General features: G+C 33.7%; 18 protein-coding genes. 11 read left to right on the top strand and 7 right to left on the bottom strand.

The window, feature by feature from the left end; genetic code table 11:
• Nucleotides 1-31: 31 nt before the first annotated feature.
• The 3 genes from ACFCT9_RS09420 to gabT are packed head-to-tail and all read right to left on the bottom strand — an operon-like array spanning nt 32 to nt 4,129.
• Nucleotides 32-1,414, bottom strand: a complete 1,383-nt coding sequence (locus ACFCT9_RS09420; RefSeq protein WP_412518841.1) for an NAD-dependent succinate-semialdehyde dehydrogenase — start codon at nt 1,412-1,414, stop codon at nt 32-34.
• The gene (locus ACFCT9_RS09415; RefSeq protein ID WP_412518839.1) at nt 1,377-2,774 is read right to left on the bottom strand and encodes an APC family permease; all 1,398 of its coding nucleotides are present in this window, start codon (nt 2,772-2,774) and stop codon (nt 1,377-1,379) included. Before ACFCT9_RS09415 ends, ACFCT9_RS09420 begins: the two co-directional genes overlap by 38 nt.
• A 32-nt stretch (nt 2,775-2,806) precedes the next feature.
• Complete coding sequence (gene gabT, locus ACFCT9_RS09410; RefSeq protein ID WP_412518837.1) at nt 2,807-4,129, bottom strand: 4-aminobutyrate--2-oxoglutarate transaminase; 1,323 nt, start codon at nt 4,127-4,129, stop codon at nt 2,807-2,809.
• Nucleotides 4,130-4,230: 101 nt separating this feature from the next.
• On the opposite strand from gabT, the gene ACFCT9_RS09405 reads away from it, so the two are divergent.
• Nucleotides 4,231-5,616, top strand: coding sequence for a PLP-dependent aminotransferase family protein (locus ACFCT9_RS09405; protein ID WP_412518836.1), 1,386 nt, complete (start codon nt 4,231-4,233; stop codon nt 5,614-5,616).
• A 107-nt stretch (nt 5,617-5,723) separates the two neighbouring features.
• Here ACFCT9_RS09405 and ACFCT9_RS09400 read toward each other — a convergent pair whose 3' ends face one another.
• A complete protein-coding gene (locus tag ACFCT9_RS09400; RefSeq protein WP_412518834.1) occupies nt 5,724-6,050 on the bottom strand; it encodes a PH domain-containing protein in 327 nt (108 codons plus the stop codon).
• 42 nt (nt 6,051-6,092) lie between these two features.
• Entirely contained in the window at nt 6,093-7,586 is a 1,494-nt protein-coding gene (locus tag ACFCT9_RS09395) for a catalase (protein WP_412518833.1), read from the bottom strand.
• A 203-nt stretch (nt 7,587-7,789) separates the two neighbouring features.
• Here ACFCT9_RS09395 and ACFCT9_RS09390 point away from each other — a divergent pair, with 203 nt between their 5' ends.
• Nucleotides 7,790-8,212, top strand: coding sequence for a cupin domain-containing protein (locus ACFCT9_RS09390; RefSeq protein ID WP_412518832.1), 423 nt, complete (start codon nt 7,790-7,792; stop codon nt 8,210-8,212).
• 143 nt (nt 8,213-8,355) lie between these two features.
• Here ACFCT9_RS09390 and ACFCT9_RS09385 read toward each other — a convergent pair whose 3' ends face one another.
• A complete protein-coding gene (locus ACFCT9_RS09385; RefSeq protein WP_412518831.1) occupies nt 8,356-9,408 on the bottom strand; it encodes a 2,3-butanediol dehydrogenase in 1,053 nt (350 codons plus the stop codon).
• Nucleotides 9,409-9,721: 313 nt separating this feature from the next.
• On the opposite strand from ACFCT9_RS09385, the gene ACFCT9_RS09380 reads away from it, so the two are divergent.
• From ACFCT9_RS09380 to ACFCT9_RS09340, 9 genes are all read left to right on the top strand, one after another.
• Complete coding sequence (locus tag ACFCT9_RS09380) at nt 9,722-10,411, top strand: zinc-ribbon domain-containing protein (protein WP_412518829.1); 690 nt, start codon at nt 9,722-9,724, stop codon at nt 10,409-10,411.
• Between the two features lie 224 nt (nt 10,412-10,635).
• Nucleotides 10,636-11,733 (top strand): DUF262 domain-containing protein, encoded by a 1,098-nt coding sequence (locus tag ACFCT9_RS09375; RefSeq protein ID WP_412518827.1) that lies wholly within the window; start codon nt 10,636-10,638, stop codon nt 11,731-11,733.
• Between the two features lie 3 nt (nt 11,734-11,736).
• Nucleotides 11,737-12,741: a HEPN domain-containing protein gene (locus tag ACFCT9_RS09370; protein ID WP_412518826.1), complete on the top strand. Its 1,005-nt coding sequence runs from the start codon at nt 11,737-11,739 to the stop codon at nt 12,739-12,741.
• Nucleotides 12,742-13,232: 491 nt separating this feature from the next.
• Nucleotides 13,233-14,027: an abortive infection system antitoxin AbiGi family protein gene (locus ACFCT9_RS09365; protein ID WP_412518824.1), complete on the top strand. Its 795-nt coding sequence runs from the start codon at nt 13,233-13,235 to the stop codon at nt 14,025-14,027.
• A complete protein-coding gene (locus ACFCT9_RS09360; protein ID WP_412518823.1) occupies nt 14,027-15,247 on the top strand; it encodes an abortive infection system toxin AbiGii family protein in 1,221 nt (406 codons plus the stop codon). The genes ACFCT9_RS09365 and ACFCT9_RS09360 overlap by 1 nt, the downstream gene beginning before the upstream one ends.
• A gap of 136 nt (nt 15,248-15,383) precedes the next feature.
• On the top strand, nt 15,384-17,324 hold the full coding sequence (locus tag ACFCT9_RS09355; protein ID WP_412518821.1) for a BglG family transcription antiterminator: 1,941 nt from the start codon (nt 15,384-15,386) through the stop codon (nt 17,322-17,324).
• 3 nt (nt 17,325-17,327) lie between these two features.
• The gene (locus ACFCT9_RS09350) at nt 17,328-17,771 is read left to right on the top strand and encodes a PTS sugar transporter subunit IIA (RefSeq protein WP_412518820.1); all 444 of its coding nucleotides are present in this window, start codon (nt 17,328-17,330) and stop codon (nt 17,769-17,771) included.
• Nucleotide 17,772: 1 nt separating this feature from the next.
• Entirely contained in the window at nt 17,773-18,057 is a 285-nt protein-coding gene (locus tag ACFCT9_RS09345; RefSeq protein WP_002480169.1) for a PTS sugar transporter subunit IIB, read from the top strand.
• Nucleotides 18,058-18,077: 20 nt separating this feature from the next.
• A complete protein-coding gene (locus tag ACFCT9_RS09340) occupies nt 18,078-19,433 on the top strand; it encodes a PTS ascorbate transporter subunit IIC (RefSeq protein ID WP_412518819.1) in 1,356 nt (451 codons plus the stop codon).
• Nucleotides 19,434-19,707: 274 nt separating this feature from the next.
• Here the strand turns inward: ACFCT9_RS09340 and lip are convergent, their stop codons facing one another.
• Nucleotides 19,708-21,726 (bottom strand): YSIRK-targeted triacylglycerol lipase, encoded by a 2,019-nt coding sequence (gene lip, locus ACFCT9_RS09335; protein WP_412518817.1) that lies wholly within the window; start codon nt 21,724-21,726, stop codon nt 19,708-19,710.
• Nucleotides 21,727-21,949: the final 223 nt, after the last annotated feature.

Below are 21,949 nucleotides of genomic sequence, written 5' to 3'. Positions count from 1 at the left end.
AACCATGAGGTCTTCACCCATTCTTATCAACTTACATATTGCCGATAGATAGATATTTTGTTTCTAAATAAGGTTGAATTCCTTCGATTCCACCTTCTCTGCCATAACCGCTTTCTTTCATACCACCGAATGGTGCGTGTGCAGCCGAAGGACCACCATCGTTCCAACCGATAACACCATAATCTAGATGGTTATACAGATAGAATCCAGTTTTATAATTATTAGTAAAGAAGTAGGCTGCTAAACCAAATTCAGTGTCATTTGCTAATTGAATTGCATCATCTAAATTTGAATAAGACATCACAGGCGCAACGGGACCGAAAGTTTCTTTATGCATAATCTGCATATCTTGATTTGCATTTGAGATAACTACAGGTTTTAAGAAGTTGCCTCCTAAAGATTCAATGTCTTTTAATGAACGAGATAGCTGTCCGCCCTTAGACGTTGCATCTTTGATTTGATTTACGACTTTCTTAATAGCATCTTGATTTATTAAAGGACCCACATCTACGTCTTTATCTAAGCCATTGCCTACCTTCAAATCATTTATTTTTTGCGATAATTTGTCTACATACGTATCGACAATATCTTCATGTACATAAATGCGATTGGCACAAATACATGTTTGACCAGCATTTCTAAATTTTGTTGCAATAGTTTGATCAACAGCATCGTCGATGTCTGCATCTTTATGCACAATGACAGGGGCTAGGCCACCGAGTTCCATAGTGACATTCTTAACTGAGTTTGCAGCACCTTCAATCAATTTCTTACCAACAGGTGTGGAGCCTGTAAAAGTAATCTTCTGAATGATTGGACTTTCTGTAAAGATACGACCAGCATCTTTACCTGATGTAATGATATATTGAATAGCGTCTTTTGGAATACCTGCCTCATGTGCAAGCTCTACTAAACGTATTGTAGTGAGTGGTGTTTGTACAGCTGGTTTACAAACAATTGTACAGCCTGCAGCTAAAGCGGGAGCCATTTTACGTGTAATCATCGCAGCAGGGAAATTCCATGGTGTAATGGCACCGACAACGCCGACTGGAAATGATTGAATGATGATTTTCTTGGAAGCGGAATTTGCTGGAATTGTACGCCCATATAGACGTTTTGCTTCTTCAGCATACCAATCAACGTAAGAACGTGCATAATCGACTTCACCTAGAGCTTCTTTTAACGGTTTTCCGCCTTCTTTAGTAATTAATTCTGCGAGTTCTTCTTTATGTTTATCAATTAATTTTGACCAAGCCCACAGTTTTTCTGAACGTGTATGTGCATCGACTTCGCGCCAAGATAGAAAAGCTTCATGAGCATTTTCTATCTGTTTATTAACAGTGGTTTCATCTGTATACTTTAAAGTTTCAATTACTTCATTCGTTGCTGGGTTCAAAACTTCTAATTTTGTCATTTTCTATCACCTTATTTTCCCTTTTTTGTACATAATATAAAACAGCTGCTATTCCATACCAAACAAAGACAATCAGCCATTCAGAAGGCCATATTAATGAAGAGGGCATACCTGGCAAGTAAATAGCTATGAATGACAAACTTAAAATAATTGCGATAATACCTACAGCTTTGCCATTCTTAATTTTATATGGTCGCTTTAAATCTGGTGCTACTTTTCTTAATTTTAAGAAAGAAAGGGCTACAAGGAAGTAGCCAATTACTACTCCAATACCCCCAGCATCAACAATCCACACTAAAGCGGGGCGACCAAGCAAAGGAGAAACAAATGCTAGTACTCCTAAGAAAATAATACCATGTGTTGGAGTTTTATATTTGGGGTGTATATAAGCAAACCATTTTGGAATCATTCCATTATTTGCCATCGCATATAATATACGACTACCACCAATGATAAAGGCATTCCAACTCGTAATAATCCCAGCTACTCCTCCAAGGACTAGAAGTACACCAAAACCACCACTTCCGAATAAATTAACCATTGCATCTGCAGTGGCTAGATCACTTGTTTTTAATTCTTTAGGTGATAACCCAGTTGCGACTCCAAATACAATAAGTAAATAGAAGAATACAGATGCGATAATAGAGATTATTAGTATTTTACCAATCTTTTGAGAAGGAGCTTTAACTTCCTCAGCTATTTGCGGAATAACATCAAATCCTACAAATAAAAATGGAATCATAATTAGGATGGACATTGTTCCACCAAAGCCATCAACAAATAATGGCTTTAAGTTTTGGAAGTTACCATTTACACCAGCACCTCCAACTAACATTAATCCCACTGCTACAATGAAAACAGTGAAAACTGTTTGTGTGACTGCAGCAGGTTTAATACCAAAATAATTAAGAGATGTTAAAATAACACTGCCGACTGATCCAATTAATACCCAAGTTAAATAGACATCCCATCCTTGTATATTCCATAAGAAACCAGAATGTTTAAATGGTATGACATAGTCTATAACGGTAGGTAACGCAACAGCTTCGAATGTAATAACGGATACATAACCGAATAATACAGACCAACCTGAAATAAATGCGATACCTGGTGCAAAGGCTTTTTTAACAAATACAAAGCCTCCACCGGTTTCTGGAAATGATGATGCGAGTTCTGCATATGTGAGACCGATAAATATTACAAATAGTCCACCAATTAAAAATGCTATGATGCTACCTAAAAATCCTGCTGTAGAAACCCATTCTCCTGAAAGTACCACCCATCCCCATCCAAGCATGGCACCAATTGCTAAAAACAAAACATCCATTATACTCATGGATTTATTGAAATGTGATTTCATAACGCATACCCCATTTAATTATTTATCTATTTTTAAACGTTCTTGCATACATCCTCTAAAATTTCTAACCCTCTGTTTAATTCATTATTAGTAATCACAAGTGGTGTTAAGAAACGAATGACGTTTCCTTTAAGACCAGCTGATAGTAATAGCAAACCGTTTTCATTAGCTTGTTTTATTATTTCTGTAGTTTTTGCTTTATTTGGTTGTCCTGTCTCGGAATCTACGATTTCTACAGCAACCATTGCACCTAAGCGTCTAATATCCCCAATAAAATTGACTTCTTGTGCAATGTTACTTAATTTATCTTGAATCGTAGCTCCAATATCTTCTGATTTATCATTTAAGTTTTCTTCTTCGATAATTTCTATTACTTTTAAAGCTGCTTCGCAGGCAATAGGATTACCACAGTATGTGCCACCCAATTCCCCGGGATTACAACTATCCATCATTTCTGTTTTGCCAATTACACCGCTGAGAGGGAATCCTGCAGCTAATGATTTAGATACAGTTACTAAGTCAGGTACAACATCAAAATGCTCAATTGCGAACATCTTTCCAGTACGTGCAAATCCAGATTGAATTTCATCAGCGACAAATACAATACCATGTTGATCACAAATATCTCTTACTGCTTTAACAAATTTTTTATCTGGTATAATAAATCCGCCTTCACCTTGAACAGGTTCCATCACAATGCATGCAACTGTTTCAGGATCAACCGCAGAAATAAAGAAATCATGTAATTGTTGAATGATATAATCCACATATTCTTCATTACTTAAGTTGTCAGGTTTTTCTGATAAATTAGGATAAGGTGCTTGATAAACATCAGAAGCAAAAGGTCCAAATCCTAATTTATATGGACGTACTTTACTAGTCATAGACATAGTTAGATTTGTTCGACCATGGAAGCCACGTACAAATGATACGACGCCTGTTCTTCCAGTATATTTTCTAGCAATTTTCACTGCATTTTCGACAGCTTCAGCACCAGAATTTAATAAGATGACTTTCTTATCAAAATCTCCTGGTGTAAGGTGTGCAAGCTTTTCTGCAAGTTTTATATAGCTTTCATACATAATGACATTAAATCCAGGATGAATAAAGTCTTCTACTTTCTCTTGGATGTGTTTTACAATTTTCGGGTGGCTATGACCTACATTTAAAGTGCCGATTGCGGCCGCAAAATCTATATATTCATTACCTTCAACATCTGTAACTGTAGCACCTTTTGCATATTTTGCGACATTCAAGTTGCCGTTGCCGACGCCACGTGCTACATATTGATTTCTTAAATCAATAAATACTTTGTTACTTACTTCTCTGTTTGTTTGATTATCTTTTAATGTCATATAATCCCCTCCAATTTGTTTATTAGAAGTATCATACTCTAAATATTGGTACAATGAAAAGAACCAGAATGATGAAAAACATGGTACCAGAGGTGTAAAAGATGACAAAAACAAAAAATTATATATACAGAAGGATATATAACCAACTAAAAAAAGATATCTTAGACCATAAGTATGAAAGTCATGAAAAACTGCCATCAAAAAGAGCATTAGCAAAAGAAATGAATGTAAGTATTAACAGTGTGAAAACAGCATATGAACAATTGGTTGCCGAGGGGTATATTTACACAAAAGAACGGCAAGGATATTTTATTGAGTCTTTAAATAAGCTTATTGTAGAATCGCAGCATCAAGCTGATAGTAAATTGTTTAAGGAAAAAGAAGAAAAGCCGAAATATCAATTTACTTTGTCACATATGTCGACAAATCTTTCAAAATTTCCTATTGATACGTGGGTAAAAATGCAGAAACAAGTATTTCAAGAGTCACATTCAATTCTATCAGAAGTACCATATATCAAAGGACCCATTCAATTAAGACAATCTATTGCGAAATTAGTGTCATTTAAACGCGGTATTCATTGTGATACGGAACAAATTGTAATTGGCTCAGGCACAAATGCATTACTATTGTATTTATTAAAGTTATTTAATGGGTCCTCTTTAATTGGAATTGAAAACCCTGGATATTCTCGGATGCGTAATTTAATTCAGCAACAAAAGTTTAAAATATGTAACATTCCTTTAGATAATAAAGGTGCTTCATTTCGTGCTATAAAAAAGAGTAATCCTTATCTCTTATTGACGACACCTTCTCATCAATTTCCAATTGGAACAATTATGCCTGTTTCTAGAAGAATCGAATTGTTGAACTGGGCTACCAAAACAGAGCATTTTATAATTGAAGATGATTATGATAGTGAATATAAATATGGCACTGACAACATTCCTTCTCTATTTAGTTTGGATAAAAATAATAGAGTGATATACTTGGGCACGTTCTCAAAAACTTTGTTACCTGGATTAAGAATTAGTTACATGATTCTACCTAAACCAGTTGTAGAAGCGTTTGATAACTATTTTGAGGATTCTGTTTCAGAAATTAGTACATTAAACGCGCTTACTTTATCTAAGTTCATTGATCAAGGGCATTATGAAAAGTATATACGCAAGATGAGTCATATATACGAGGAGAAAAGAAAGAAGCTTGTGCATATATTAAAAAATAAGCTGCGTAAAAATATCACTATTAAAAACATTAAGGCTGGTCTGCATTTTGTTATTTATGTAGATTCTAATTATACTTATGAACAGATTGAAGAAAGAGCACAAAACTTTAAACTTGAACTATACACATTACGAAGATTTACGGCAGAGGATATTTCTAAACAACTTGCCGAAGTAATTATTATTGGTTTTGCGAATATTGAAGATGAAAAAATGGAGGAGACCGTAGAAATATTAGATGAGGTCTTGTTTGGAAAGTAATTAGGTTTTTCACAAAGTAAAGAAGCTATCAATTGGATTATCGATAGCTTCTTCGTGATGATAAAAGTGATGTTTAATTATAACTTTGTATCATACTTTTTCTTAAGTTATTTCATTTGCGATGAGACATAAGTTTTGAAGTTTTCAGCTTCATCTTGTTTGAAATCAGTTAGTTTAAATGTGCCAATTTCAAATGTCAGATTTAATGTGTCTTCTGTGAGTTCAATATCTTTAATTTCATTATATGCGATATTTCTATAGTAGAACTCTCCAGCCATGTCTACGTTTAAAATTAAACGTTCATTTGTTGCGACGTAAGCTGCTTCAAAGATTTTAATTTCACCGTTCATCGGATATCCCATTTTACCTAACACTGAAGCTTGTTGAGATTCAGTAGGGAATAGGTCATTTGGGTTTACTTTATCTAGTATCATAAATTACCTCTTCATTCATATATTACCTAGGAAATAACAGGCTTAGTCTTCAACGTCTAAATCAATACTGTTGATATCGATACCCATTGCTTTTGCGACGCCTGTACCATAATCAGGATCAGCTTTATAACAATGGCGGATATGACGTTCTTTCACTTCTAATGTGACGCCATCCATTTCATTGGCAGTATTTTGGAAGATACGTTCTTGTTGTTCTGGTGTTTGTAATCTGAATAATTTACCAGGTTGTTCGAAGTAGTTATCGTCATCTTCACGGAAGTTATATTCATATGCTTGACCATCAATAACATCCATTGGCGGACGTTTGTATCCTGGTTGGCTTTCCATTGCGCCTGTACTGTTTGGATAGTAGTGTGTTTTACCGCCTTGGTTGCCATCTAAGAAACGTCCTTGGCCATCACGTGCGAATGGGCATAAGTTTTCAACGCCTACACCTTTTGGTTGGTTAACTGGAATTTGCCAGTGGTTGACACCTAAGCGGTAGCGTTGTGCATCTCCATAAGAGAATAAACGACCTTGCAACATTTTGTCTGGTGAGAAGTCGATACCAGGGACAATGTTAGTTGGTGCGAAAGCTGCTTGTTCTACGTCCATGAAGTAGTTGTCAGGGTTACGGTTTAATTCGAACTCTCCGACTTCGATTAATGGATACTCATCTTTGAACCAAACTTTTGTTAAATCGAATGGATTATCTTTGTGGTTACGTGCTTGTTCTTCTGTCATTACTTGGATATACATTTTCCATTTAGGGAAGTTGCCTTCTTCAATAGCATTGAATAAGTCGCGTTGTGATGATTCACGGTCTTTCGCAATCACTTGTTCTGCTTCTTCTGGAGAGAAGTTTTCAATACCTTGTTGTGTACGGAAGTGGAATTTAACCCATACACGTTCGTTATCTTTATTTAATAAAGAATACGTATGTGATCCGAAACCGTGCATGTGTCTAAATCCACGAGGAATACCACGATCAGACATTAAGATAGTCACTTGATGTAATGCTTCAGGTAATGAAGTCCAGAAGTCCCAGTTGTTTTGTGCACTACGCATATTTGTACGTGGGTCACGTTTTACTGCGTGGTTTAAACTTGGGAATAATTTAGGATCTCTGAAGAAGAAGACGGGTGTATTGTTACCAACAAGGTCCCAGTTACCTTCATCTGTATAGAATTTTAATGCGAAACCACGGATGTCACGTTCAGCATCAGCAGCACCACGTTCACCGGCTACTGTAGAGAAACGTGCAAACATCGGTGTTTGTTTACCAACTTCTGCGAAGATACTTGCGCTTGTATATTGTGTAATATCATGAGTAACTGTAAATGTACCGAAAGCACCTGAACCTTTGGCGTGCATACGTCGTTCTGGAATCACTTCACGGTCGAAGTGTGAAAGTAGTTCTAAGAAATAAACATCTTGCATGAGTAAAGGACCGCGCGGTCCTGCAGTGGCTGAATTTTCACGATCACCGACAGGATGTCCGTAAAGACCTGTTAATTTTGATTTATCTTGGCTCATTTTGACCACTCCTTATTTAGAATAATTCTAATCTATTCTTTGATTGTAGCATGTTCCATTAAAAACTGAAAAAGAATAGCTTTCTTTATTTTGAAAAAATAAAGACTATTGAGAAGAATTTGTGAACTTTTTTAAAAAGAAGTTTAGAAATGTTAAAACGGAGTACAATATATATGTAAGCATTATACAAGGAGGGTTTTAAAATGACTTATAATTTTGAAGACCAAGGTAAAAAACCTGTAGTAGATAACATTGAAGGTATGACATTAGAAAACGAAAACTACCGTACTACAATTTGGACTGGCTCAAATATTCAAGTTACATTAATGACAATTCAACCTGGAGATGACATCGGTTTAGAAATCCACCACGGTATTGAACAATTCTTACGAATTGAACAAGGTAAAGGATTATGTCAAATGGGCCCTACAGAAGACAATTTAAACTTCGAAAAAGAAGTTACTGCTGATGACGCAATCTTTGTCCCTGCAGACACATGGCATAACGTGACAAACAAAGGTGACGAACCATTAAAACTTTACTCAATCTACGGTGGACCAGACCATAAATTCGGTACTGTACACAAAACACATCAAGATGCTGAAAACGATCCAAACGAACATTAATTAAACACATCATCATATATAAAAGAAAGCGACATTTCTTGAAAGAGAAGTGTCGTTTTTGTGTTGAAAGCGTAGTATAAACCTTTAACACAAAAAAGTAGGAAGACTGAGCTTCCTACCTGAAATAATAATTTGAATTTTTATTATGCTTGGTCGCCATTTAATCTAACTAAGATTTTCGCTTGTGATTTATCGCTGACTAATTTTTCAAATCCAGATTCTACGATGTCTTCCAATTCAATTTCATCGGTAACAACTGGTTTCACATTTAAGTTGCCTTCACTGATTAAATCAATAGTTTGTTGGAAGGTCGTTGGTGTGTAAGCGATAGTTGATGTTAATTTCACACCTGTATTTGTTAGTAACATTGGGTCGAATTGGACTGGATGACTGAAAATAGATACGATTACGACTGTACCACGTGGACGTGTCATAGAGATAGATTGTGCTAGTGTAGCAGCTACACCAGCTACTTCAAATGTTACATCCACACCATTTTCAGTGTGTTCACGAACAAATTCGACAGGATTTACTTCACCAGAGTTTACTGCGTAAGTCGCGCCGACTTCTTTAGCTTTTGCTAGACGTTCATCAGATAAATCGAATACGAAGATTTTACTTGCACCAGCAGCTTTTGCAGCAATGATATTTAATAAACCGATTGGCCCTGCACCGATAACTGCTACTGTATCGCCAAATAATAATTCTCCTTCTTTAACAGCTTGTACAGCTACAGCAGTAGGTTCCACTAAGGCACCTTCTTTAGCTGACACATTATCAGGTAATCGGTATACATTACCTTCAGGTGCATTTGTGTAGTATGCAAAGCCACCATCTGCACCTAGACCGATAAATGAATAGCCATCATATAAATCAATATTTTCTTCTTTTTCATGTTTAGAAACAGTAGGGTTAACTACAACACGATCACCTTTTTTATATTCAGTAACTTCACTACCTACTTCTTCAACTACGCCTGAAAATTCATGACCTAAAGTGACGGGGGCTTTTTGACCTAGTAATGGATCTGGTTCATCGACTGCGATAAATACAGGTCCTTCTAAATATTCATGTAAATCTGTCCCGCAAATACCTGTCCAAGATACTTTTACACGTACCTCATCGTTTGTTAATGGTCTGATTTCACGTTCCTCAACACGTACATCTTTTTGTCCATACCATACAGCTGCTTTCATAAAATAAACGCTCCCTTTCTATAATTCCAATGAGTCAATTATTGGAATTGTTGTGAATGGCGTGATGCTAGGTAACTTGTCTAAAGCCTTGTGACGCTTGGATGAAATGGCTTTCTTCAATATAATTATAACGTTAATTTAAGTGTGAAACAATGTTTTTTAAGTTGATTGATATTGAGTTGGAATTGCGAATGGAATATTATCGATTAATTCACTTTAAGATAGAATTTTAAATTAAATATAATCATGATATAGCGGTATATGTCCTTATAATTTATAATGAAGATAGCAATAAACGTGAGGGGAAAGCGTTATGAAATATTGTACAAACTGTGGAAAACCTTTGGCACCGGATGAACGATTCTGTACAAATTGCGGTAAAGAAAACAGGGATTATCATGAATTCTCTCGTTCTGAAATCTTGCATAAACGTACGTCAATGTCACCTTGGAAACTATTCGGTTGGAGTTTGTTTGGGTTAGTCATATTAGGTTTAATTATAGGAGGTGCGTATCTTGCCTTTTATTTCTATAGCGGTGGTTTTGGGAATATACAACAAAGTGCAAACCATACTGAACAAACAACTCATAGCAATATACCAGAAACAGATAAAGTTTCTGTCAATGTGAATTCAACGGAATTCAGTCAAAATTTCATGAAGTCACCGAATACCCATGGCTATAATGGTTTTGAAATGGGTCAATCTAAATCAGATGTACAAAATACATTCGGTAATCCAGAAGGCAAGAGAGAGATTCATGGAAACAAAGTAGAATTATATGGCAATATGGGGGTTAGCTATGACAATGATGATAAAGTTAATCATGTCTTTGTAATACCGTCTCATATGTCTGAATCAGAATTTACAACTTTCCATAACGGGCCTGATATAAACAAAGGAAATATTTGGTATTACGATACATTAAAAGATAATGGTTTCAGTATCAAAGTGTATACAAATAACAACATGATTGAAGCCATTGAAAACATTCCGCAGATTTAAATAAAAATGACATTTCTTGAGAGAGAAGTGTAGTATTATTGATGATTTTAAATTCCTATAAAAACACTATTTATTAAAATTTAATAAAAAAGTAATTTCGTAAAATGGGTTTAAACAACCATCTCATTATTTCTGTGGTTTAACCTTAGAAAATACACTAGATATGTACATTTTTTAAAGAATAATGATATAGTTAAAATAAAACAATCACATTGAAAAGGAGATTGGCAAAGCAAATGTGCAATTTTAATTATAATGATGTTTTGTTAATAGATAAGGATAAAATCGAACAACAAAAAAAGCAACTAAAGAGTGATGAATTCAGAATAGTAATAGAACAAGCACGATATCCGTTAGGTAACTTAAATCAAATCTTTGAATCACATATATTAAGTCCTAAGTATCAAAGAGGTAGAGTATGGGATAATAAAAGAAAATCAAAATTAATTGAAAGCTTTTTAATAAACATCCCAGTCCCCCCAATATTTTTATATGAATATGAGTTTTCACAATACGAAGTGATGGATGGCCAACAAAGGGTTTCAACAATATTAGAATTTTTTAACGATGAATTTAAATTAGAAGGATTAGAATTTTTTTCTGATCTTAATGGAAAAAGTTATAGTGATTTAAGTGAGAATAATCAAAGCAGTATTAAAAGAAGGTATCTTTCTGCAACAATATTATTAAAAGAAACAACAAAAGAAAAAACAGAAGAAAGTTTAATGAAACAGTTAGTATTTGAAAGGTTGAATACTGGAGGAATGGAGTTAAATAAGCAAGAAATAAGAAACGCTTTATATCCAGGGAAATTCAATGATTTATTATTAGAATTATCAAACAATGAAAGATTTAATAGTCTTTGGTCCTTTAAAGATGAAGAAAAGATTAGAATGATTGACTGTGAATTGATTTTAAGATTCTTTGCCTATAAAAGTGCTGTACATAATAAAATTGCCAATTCTATACAATCAATTTTGGATAGTTATATGATGATTGGTACATCTTTTGGGGATGAAGAAATAGCAATTTTAAAAGAGCTATTTGAAGAAACTATTGATAGAGTATATGCAATATTTGGTGTTGACGCATTTAAATCAAATCCAGCTAATAATAAAAGTGAGAAAATGATATACGATACAGTGATGTTATTTGTTGCAGAGCACCTAGAGAGTTTTAATGATACTAATTTAGATAGTCTTAATGAACAAAAATATGCACTTATTGAAGAGCATTCAGAAGATTTTAATGGTAAGTATACATCCTTAAAAAACGTAAAAGAGAGAGTTGAAATTATGGAGAATTTGATTGAACAGGTGTAATTTATGAATGTTATGAAAAAACTAGATGTATTGAAAAGAAATATTAATTTATTTGAAGATATTGTAAAAGAGTTTAGAAGTGATTCTGAAAAATTAAACCTGATCAGAGAAAAATCAAATCAGTCTTTTATCATTGACCTCTATACTTTATGGGAAACGGAAGTAAAAAATATTATTTATGAATTTGCTAAAAGACAGATACACTATTTAGATGAAGAAAAGTTCTTAAAAAAATATATAAAAACCGTTACTGAAGGCAGTAGTTATGTAAAAATGGGTTTTTTAGAAAATTTTAATATTCACTCATTTACAGTAAATAAATCGATTCTTTGTGAATCAAACAATTTAAATTTTAAACAGTTGTGTGTTCTCATTGGAAGAATTGATCTTGATTTTAATGAAAATGAATTGAGGGAAATTATAAAAATAAATATATGCTTTGAAAAAACGATGAGTATGATAAAAGCTTCAAATATAGAAAAAAACGGTATGGGTGATGACATAGAAGAGTATATTTATTTATTGGTTAACAATAGAAATAGAATTGCTCATAATCACGATATAGATATTAACTATAATCCTGAGCAAAAACTTTCTTTGATTAACTATGTTACGATTCTTTTTACTTCCATAAAAACATATCTTGATTCTCGATTAATTCAAAAGAAAATTTCAATGCCTGTGAACTTCCAAAAGATAAATCTTACTAAGTTGATAAAAGGCAATAATTCAGATGATAAGTCGGTAATATTAGAGTTTGAAACTCCAGATAAAAGTGTAGATGTAACTCTGGAAAATTGTTTTATAGTAAAGATACAAAAAGAAGGAATTGAAATATTTGAATCTCTTAATAATAGTATTCATAAGTACACTATAAGATGCCATGGTGAAAAGTCAACCATGAGAATGTACTTTGACTATAAAATAAAAGAAATAGAAAATATATCGCTCCTTTGGTTTGAACAAGAAAATATAATTCAAAATGGAAAATTAAGTTTTATGGAATAGTGTTAGTTGGGAAAATAGTTTTGATTAGTTGAGTAATCTATTCAAGTTGAATATATACTGATGAAAGAAGAAGTAATTAATATGATGTTGCATGTTATTTAATAACCATTAGACTAACAAGACTACTATGATATTGCTTGAATCTTTTATGGCAACTGCATTGTTAAAAGATGTATGAGAAAAAGAATAGTTTATTATGAATACAAAAGCTGCATGTCTTTCTTTTAGTCGTGCAGCTTTAATAGCTATATAAAATTAGTTTCCGAAAGCCAGAGTCTATTTCCTTACCTCCTTAATCATATTTTATGACATATTTGTTTGAATTAATAACGGGAAAAGAAACTATTGAGGTATTGTTCCGGTTAACTAAAGGTGTTAATGAACAATACAAAATTATTACAATGTTGAATAGGATCTATAGTGAAATAAGAAAAGTAAAATGAAAAATACATTGATAAAAAGGAAAGAGCGTTACTACGCATGGTGTTCAAATGAGTAGAAAAAACATAAAAAACGAAAAATTACATGATGTTCCAGTTGGAATTTCTACCAAAAGTTATCAAAATGCTAACTGCTTAATAAGATGTATGCCAAAACTTGAATATCTACTAGGAGATTTGAGGAAAATGGGAATGTCCCCTAGATTCTATATAGAAGATTTTGACTATTTAGATATACAATTTCATGAAAAAAATGTGAATAAAATAGCAATACCTATGCTTTGTTTTTGTGATATACCACTAAAACAACTAAAGAACCATTACGTTACCTATGGAAGCTATGGTATAGCTTTATCAAAAGAATGGGGAGAGAGAAATAAAATAGCACCTGTCCATTATTTATATGAAAACTCGGATGTTTTTGAGGAATTTCGAGAATTATTTAATTATGCTAATAAAAATGACGATGAGAATATATTTAACTACCTTTTTAATAGACTAATATTTACAAAACCTAAGGCTGGTTTTCAAGAAAAAACTAAAAAGTTATTTACAGATGAACAAGAGCATAGATATATACCTAATTTATTTACGTGTGATGAATTGGAACAATTCTATATCAATCCTTCTTTTTTATTGGCTGATTTGAATCATTCAATTGCTAATGATGAGAAGTACTTATTATCATTTCACACAGAAGATGTAAAATATATTGTTGTAGAATCAAATAAAGAAAAAAACAATGTCGCTAATGTAATTTTAGATAATGACAAATTAAGTAAGCAAGAAAAAACTGAATTAGTCACTAAAATTATTTCGATAGAAGAAATAGAGGATGATTTCTGATGAAAATAAATTTTAATGATAGTTTGTATCCGAAGAAACTTGAAAACTATTACAGTAAAGTTTTGTTAAATGAAGAATTACGAGAAAAAGCTAATCTCAGATATGAGTATGATTCAGCAATAGATAAGCTAAAATTACAAAGTAATAAATATATTAATATTAATATAAATGTGCCTAAAAGCGATTTTCCAAAGGATGTTAAAAAACCTATTGATTTCGATATGTATTTATATAATTCACAAAGTACAATAGAGCTAGATAAGGTTAGAAACAAAGCATCTATAGAGGGTCAAGAAATAAATTTAGACCATCTTTTGATTAGTAAGGAAGGAGAGTACGAAGGAAACAAAATAATTATAGCACCTGAACCATTTGATGAAAATGATGTTGTTGATTGGAAGCTAAGTTATGATGGTAACGAGAAAAATATAATTTTAAAAAGATCACCTAATAAAAAGAGTGCGTATACAAAGAAATATTTGTATGATGAAGATGGACTACAAATTGAATTATTTTTAAGTAAAAATGATATTTCGCTTACAATGAGAACTAATGAAGAAAAGAGCGCGCAGACATGTGTTTCTCAATTGTTAGATACTTACTCAATTCAGCATGCGTTTTTAACAAAAGAACTACTAATAAATAATATTAATTTAAATGAATATAGAAAAGGCAAACATAATTACAATCAAGATAAAGTGTCAACCGTACTTAAACGAAAAAACTTTTGGATAAAAGTAAAAAAATTAGAAGACTTGCTTGGAGTTAAATTTAATGTTTTGCTTCCAATTTCAAATGAGCAAAATGAAATATTAGACAAATTGATAGTATCCCTGCTATTTAATGAAAGTATTAGAGAACAAGGGAGCATAACTAGTGTTAAACTCAAATTTTCTAATAATAAAGAATTAAAGGATATGAAAAATAAATTGAAAAATGAAAAAGGTATATCGACCTTCGCTTGGAAAGAAACAAAGCAGATAGAACTTTTCAAACAAACAATTAATTTGTTTCAACTCTACTCGACAAGCAACATAAAAGTTAAAGAAATTGAAGAATCAAGTGATGATACTTTAAAGATGTTCATTAAAGAAAGAAGTGATGATGGTATGATGGTATCCTCAAAATTCTATCTTATGAATGATAACGAAGATATAGAAATAGATCAAAATGCAAAATACTTACAAGAATATTGGGAAAAGATATATTCGAATAGTTAATGTTTTGTTAATTCCAAAGCACCTGCTAATAAGGTGCTTTTTTGCTATGCAATTTTTCGGATTCTTCCATGCAATAGATTGCACATCTACATAGTTAAGAAATCGCTTACAATAAAGATATAGGGAGGCTATTAACTTGTTGAGTAATAGACAAATGAATATGTTGCATCTTCTGATTGAGGAAGATGAGTATAAAACGATTGTGGAGTTAGCTGAACGGTTTGATGTATCTCAACGTACAATCCAGTATGATTTGGAAGGTATTGAAGATCATGCAAATCGTTTTAATTATCGTGTGTATCGTAATAAATCAGCAGGTGTAAAAATTGAGGCATTGGATAATTATTTGTTGGCTGATGCTTCTCATAAATTACGTGTACATTATACGAAAGAAGAACGTGTTTTGAATATTACTTTGAAATTATTTGAGTCTGAAGTGCCAATTTCTTCTAACACATTGGCTGAGATGGTTAATGTTTCAAGAAGAACTATTGTAGATGATTTGAAGGTTGTTCAAGAATGGTTGAATGCTTATCACTTGGAATTGAACTACATCAAGAATAAAGGGTTTAACATTCAAGGACATGAAGAGGATTATCGTAAAGCCTATGCGCATCAGATTCGTGCTTATTTCCGTAATGCTGTGCCTTATGCCCGTTCTGGAGTATTTTCTGAAGATGAACTCATGAGAGTGAGACAAACTGTAGTGGATACTTTAAAACATGAGGATTATCACTTAGTACAATCAGCGACCGATGGTCTGATTTATCATGTGCTAATAGCCTTACAACGTTTAAAAGAAAATTTTTCTTTTGATATTCCAGAAGACGAAGTTAAAAGATTGTCTCAAACACCTCAATATGAAATTGCTTCAAAGATGAAAGAGAACTTAGAAAGAGAATTCGAAATTGAGTTTCCAAAATCAGAAGCTATTTTTATTACCTTACATTTATTAGGATCAAAAGTTTCGGATGATGATAACCCAGGAAATAATTCCGAATTACAAGCATGGGTAACTGAGTTAATTAAGCAAGTCAGTATTGTATTATGTATTGATTTAACCAATGATCATAAATTACTCAACAATTTGATGATTCATATGAAGCCGGCAATACATCGTTTGAAGTTTGATATGGCTCAAAAGAATCCATTAAAAGATGAGATTTATCAGCGCTATTCTAACATAGTAGAAGCGATTGAAAGTTATATCAATATCTTGGAAGAACCGCTTCACATCACCTTCTCTCAAGACGAACTCGCCTTTATTGCGATTCACTTCGCATCCAGCATTGAACGGGTCTCAACACATGACAACAACAAAATTAAAGTTGTTCTACTTTGTGGTTCAGGTATCGGCACCTCCCAACTACTCAAAAGTAAACTCGCCAATACTTACCCAGAATTAGACATCGCAGATGCGTATTCTGTTTATCAGATTAACGAACAACAATTATTAAATGAAAAAGTGGATTACATCATCTCTACTGTTTCTTTTAATATCGACAGCATACCAGTCATTCATGTGGATCCATTCTTAAACAAAAGCTCTCGTGATAAGTTGAATCAAATGATTAATCAAGCAAGAGAACAACGCATTGCGATGATGAATGAAATGGGCGATGATTTACGTGCTTTACTACCAAAACATCGTATTTCAATAAATAATGAAACATTAAATAAATCACAAGCGATTGATGTCTCGGTTCAGTCACTTGTTGAAGACAACATCGTTAAATCAGCATATGCGGAAGAGATTAAAATGCAGTTTGAAAGATTTGGTTCATACATGGTGATCAGCCCACATATCGCATTGATTCATGCAAGTACTGAACAAGTGATCCAAGGCGCAGGATTTGCGTTAACTTACTTTGAATATGGTATTACATTTGGTCATGTAAACAATGACCCAGTACATGTAGTTATTACCTTAGCGACGAAATCACCTAAGATTCACCTGAAAGCATTAGGGCAACTTAGTGAGTTGCTTATGAACAAAGATTCTCAAGCAGCATTTCTTGAGGGAAATGTAAGTAAAATCAATGAATATATTAACCAAGTGAGTAAGAAAGGGGAGTAACACGTGGCACTCGACATTTTAACTAAAGATAAAATCAAAGTGCAAGACCAAGTACCAGATTGGTCTCAAGCGATTACTGAAGCAGCACAACCATTGTTAGAACAAGATTACATTGAGACGGGCTATATAGATGCCATGATCGATAGCGTTAAAGAATTTGGACCTTACATTGTGATTGCGCCAGAGATTGCGATTGCTCATGCAAGACCAGAAGATAATGTGAATAAAGTAGGTTTAAGCCTACTGAAGTTAAATAAGTCTATCAATTTTGCAGAAGATAGTCATTATGCCTCATTAATTTTTGTTTTAAGTGCGACAGATAATACATCACACTTAAATGTCTTACAAAGTTTAGCAGGTCTTTTAGGTAACAAAGAAGTTGTAAATCAATTATTAGCATCTAAAAATAGCGAAGAAATTATCGAAATAATAAAGGAGAATGATTAAAATGAAAATTTTAGTAGTATGCGGACATGGTTTAGGAAGTAGTTTCATGGTAGAAATGAACGCACAAGAGGCGTTAAGAAATATTAATGCACCATCAGATATTGAAGTAGAGCACAGTGACATTATGACGGCTAGTCCTGACATGGCTGATCTATTTATCTGCGGGCGTGACTTAGAAGAAAACGCAGAACGTTTAGGTAACGTATTAGTACTTGATAACATTCTTGATAAAGATGAATTACAAGAAAAATTAGAAGCGAAATTAAAAGAAGATAACCTTATCTAATTGAAGGGGAGGGGTAAGCCATGCAAGCGATTTTAGATTTTATTGTCGATATACTCAGTCAACCTGCGATTCTTGTTGCGCTTATTGCACTAGTAGGTTTAATTGTTCAAAAGAAATCCGCTTCACAAATTACTACAGGTACAATTAAGACTATTTTAGGTTTCTTAATCTTAAGTGCCGGTGCAGACGTTGTAGTAAAATCACTAGAACCATTTGGTAAGATATTCCAACATGCCTTTGGTGTACAAGGTGTCGTACCAAATAACGAAGCGATTATCTCATTAGCATTAAAAGATTATGGCACAACAGCTGCATTAATCATGGTGTGTGGTATGATAGTGAACATTTTAATTGCACGTTTCACTAACTTAAAATACATTTTCTTAACAGGTCACCACACATTCTACATGGCAGCATTCTTAGCTATTTTACTTACAGTAGGTCATATTAAAGGCTCATTAACAGTAATTATTGGAGCTATTATTTTAGGTTTAATAATGGCAGTCTTTCCAGCATTGCTACAACCGACAATGCGCAAGATTACAGGTAATGATCAAGTCGCATTAGGACATTTCGGTTCTATTAGTTACTGGGCAGCAGGAGCTGTAGGTAAATTATTTAGCGGTAAATCAAAATCAACAGAGGATATTAAATTCCCTAAAGGTTTAAGTTTCTTACGCGAAAGTACAATCAGTATTTCACTAACAATGATTGCATTGTACATTATTGCATGTCTGTTTGCGGGACCTGGTTATGTACATAGTGAAATCAGTGATGGACAAAACTTCATTGTATTCTCATTAATTCAAGGTGTAACATTCGCTGCAGGTGTATTCATCATCTTAACGGGTGTACGTTTAATCTTGGCTGAAATCGTACCAGCATTCAAAGGTATTTCAGAGAAGTTAGTACCGAATTCTAAACCAGCTTTAGACTGCCCGATTGTCTTCCCATATGCACAAAATGCAGTGTTAATCGGGTTCTTCGTAAGTTTCATCACTGGTGTATTAGGTATGTTTATCATGTTCTTAATCGGTGGTGTAGTTATCTTGCCAGGTGTAGTTCCTCACTTCTTCTTAGGTGCTACTGCAGGTGTATTCGGTAATGCACGTGGCGGAATTAAAGGCGCAGTTGCAGGGGCAGTCATTAATGGTATATTAATTACATTCTTGCCATTACTCTTCTTACCATTCTTAGGAGATCTAGGCGTAGCTGCAACAACATTCTCAGATACAGACTTCTTAGTTGTCGGTATCGTCTTTGGTAATATCGTTAAATTCTTAGGCTTAATTGGCGCAATCATTGCGATTGTAGTCATTGGTGCTGCAGCATTTATCTTACAAGGCAGAGCGAATAAAAAAGCAGAAAGTAAATAACATAATTTTAAGAACCAGCTATTCAGAGTAGAGTAGCTGGTTCTATTTTTATATTTATCAAAATTGCTATTTGTTAGTTAATGCTTATGTATTATAAATTGTGTGTATTTAATTTAAAAGAGACGGAATTCAAAATGAAATTCCGCCTCTTTCTTAATTAACACAGTGATTTATGAAAAGATTGTTCTTACTACTCTAATAAATGACTCCCATAGCTCTGCTGGTGTCCCTGTCATTGTATGTACCCCCTTATTCAGTTAATCTGTTAAATTTATTATCCTGTTACAGCTTCACTTTTAACGGTATCTTCTGCGATACCTAACCAGAAATTGCGTAGTTCTTCTGTAGTGATTTGTGTTTCAGTGGCATCTGTTCCAACGAAATCAATATGGTCCCAATCATGTTGAATAGGTGAAACTTGCCATACCCCTTTTTGTACTTCATCTGTGGCAGGTGTACTTGCTTGCCCGAATGGGTGTTGTGCTGAAATTGTTGAAACAAGTCCATCATTGACGCGCCATTCTGGTCCATCTGCTTTACCAATAATATTGCCAGAAAAGTGCATAGTAGGTGACATGTGTGCATCTGCACGCTGTCTACCTAAAATACCATCTCTTGTAGATTCCCCTGTATATGTTTTGTAGACAATATTAGGATTTAATGATGTACGCTCATTTAAATCTTGTGCCCCTGCACGTGAGAGGTCATATAATGGATTATCTATTGTAGTCCAAAGCTTACTTTGTGTTTTAACACGTTTAACATAGTCAGCAAAAGATTCATTTGGTTGTTGTTTGAAGCCCCATTGACCAATACCATAGTCGACTTCTGCATATTTATGACTAAGTAGTTTTAAGTTATCATACAATACTTGTCGTATGACTTCTTCATTCGCAAGATCTGCGGCAGGTGTACCGTTATGTGGTGTTGCGACTGTTGTGATAGAAGCAATCATATTATCATGGTTACCTTGGTATAATGGTGAAATTGTACCGCCGTGTTCTTTTTGGTAATCAATTTCTTCTTGGCTACCATTACGTAATAATTCTTCTAATTGGCGAATTGTTTGACCGCCCATACTATGACCGACTAAATGTACTTTTTGGCCAGGCTGCCAGTCTTTGTAGACACCTTCATATGTTTTTCCATAACGCTCATGGCCATATTTTTCAGCATGTGCTGCTCCGTAGTCAACGCGACCACCTTTAATGTAATAATAAAGTTCTACAGCGCGGTCATAGTTACTGCCATATGCACCTACGCTTGCTTTATAAACGTTATAACCATTGTCTTCTAATTCTTGTCGAATATCTAAACGGTCACCACCCCAGTAGTTTGGATTTAATGGTGTCGCATTATCATCTACAAAGCCATTGAAACCATGAACTAAAATAATTGGATCTTGGTTTTTATATTGCTTTTGTTCGGCTTTCTTATTTGTTTGATCAGCAACAGGTGCGACTGTTTGTGATGTATTTTTATTATTGGTTACGGCAGATGCATTGTTACGTAAAGTTTCAATGCTTTTTTGTTCATCTTGCTGTTCCTTAGTTGGTGCTTCTGTAGTTGGCGCATTATTATTTATATTATCTAAAGTTACGCTATCTTGAGTTGTGTCTTCTGTTAGTTGTTGTGGCGGTGTTGTTGTATTTGATGGTTGTTCCTCTGTAGTAACATTTTGTGGTGATTGCGTTTCTGTTGTTTCATTTGTTGAATGAGTTTGTTCTTCTGTTTTAGGCGTATTGTTTTCAGCTTTTTGTTCTGGCGCTACATTCTCTTTTGGAGTGACATCATTTTTATGATTATCAGCTGTTTCATTTATGTTATTTGAAGTGTCCGTAGATTTTGTTTGTTTATCAGCTGTTTGTTGAGAAGGTTCTGACTGACTTTCATTAGAGAGATCATTATTTTCTGGTTTTGATGTATCAAGTGGTTGTGAATCTGTTTTTTGTGTTTGAGCAGACTCATCAACAGAGTTAGTTTCTTTTTGTTGAGGGTTATCAACTTTAGTGGATACAGGTGCATTCTCTGTATCTTTTTGGCTTGTTTGCGCATTAAGATCAGGTTTAGCTTCGGTTTGTGTGGCATCAGTTTGTGCATTTGTATTTTCTTGAACATTATCTGATGCAGGTTGCTTTTGAACTTCTGATTGGACAGGTTCACTTTGTGTTTGTTCTTCTGCTGCATTAGCTTCATCGCTTCCAACACCTACAAAGAATAAAGACGCTACGAGAATGGATGAAGCTCCAACTGTAGACTTACGTATACTATATTTGTTCTGTATTTTTTCCATATGACTACACCTCATTTTGTATATTTCTTTGTTTATGCCTAGCTAGAATTAAACAAGATATGTACATATTATGGCGGGAACATTAAAATTAGATGAGAATACTTTGAATTATTTGAAAAATTAGGTAATTAGATTTGACAGTTAATGAAGAGGATAAGAAGTTCAGTCATTTTTAAAATTATTATAAATTTAGTAATCCACCTCTAATGTTGTTTGGTAGCGG

It is taken from the genome of Staphylococcus simulans (assembly GCF_047037175.1).
GTDB classification, from domain to species: domain Bacteria; phylum Bacillota; class Bacilli; order Staphylococcales; family Staphylococcaceae; genus Staphylococcus; species Staphylococcus simulans_C.
The sequence above is the reverse complement of the archived record's forward strand: the minus strand, read 5'-3'. Positions and strand labels throughout refer to the sequence as shown.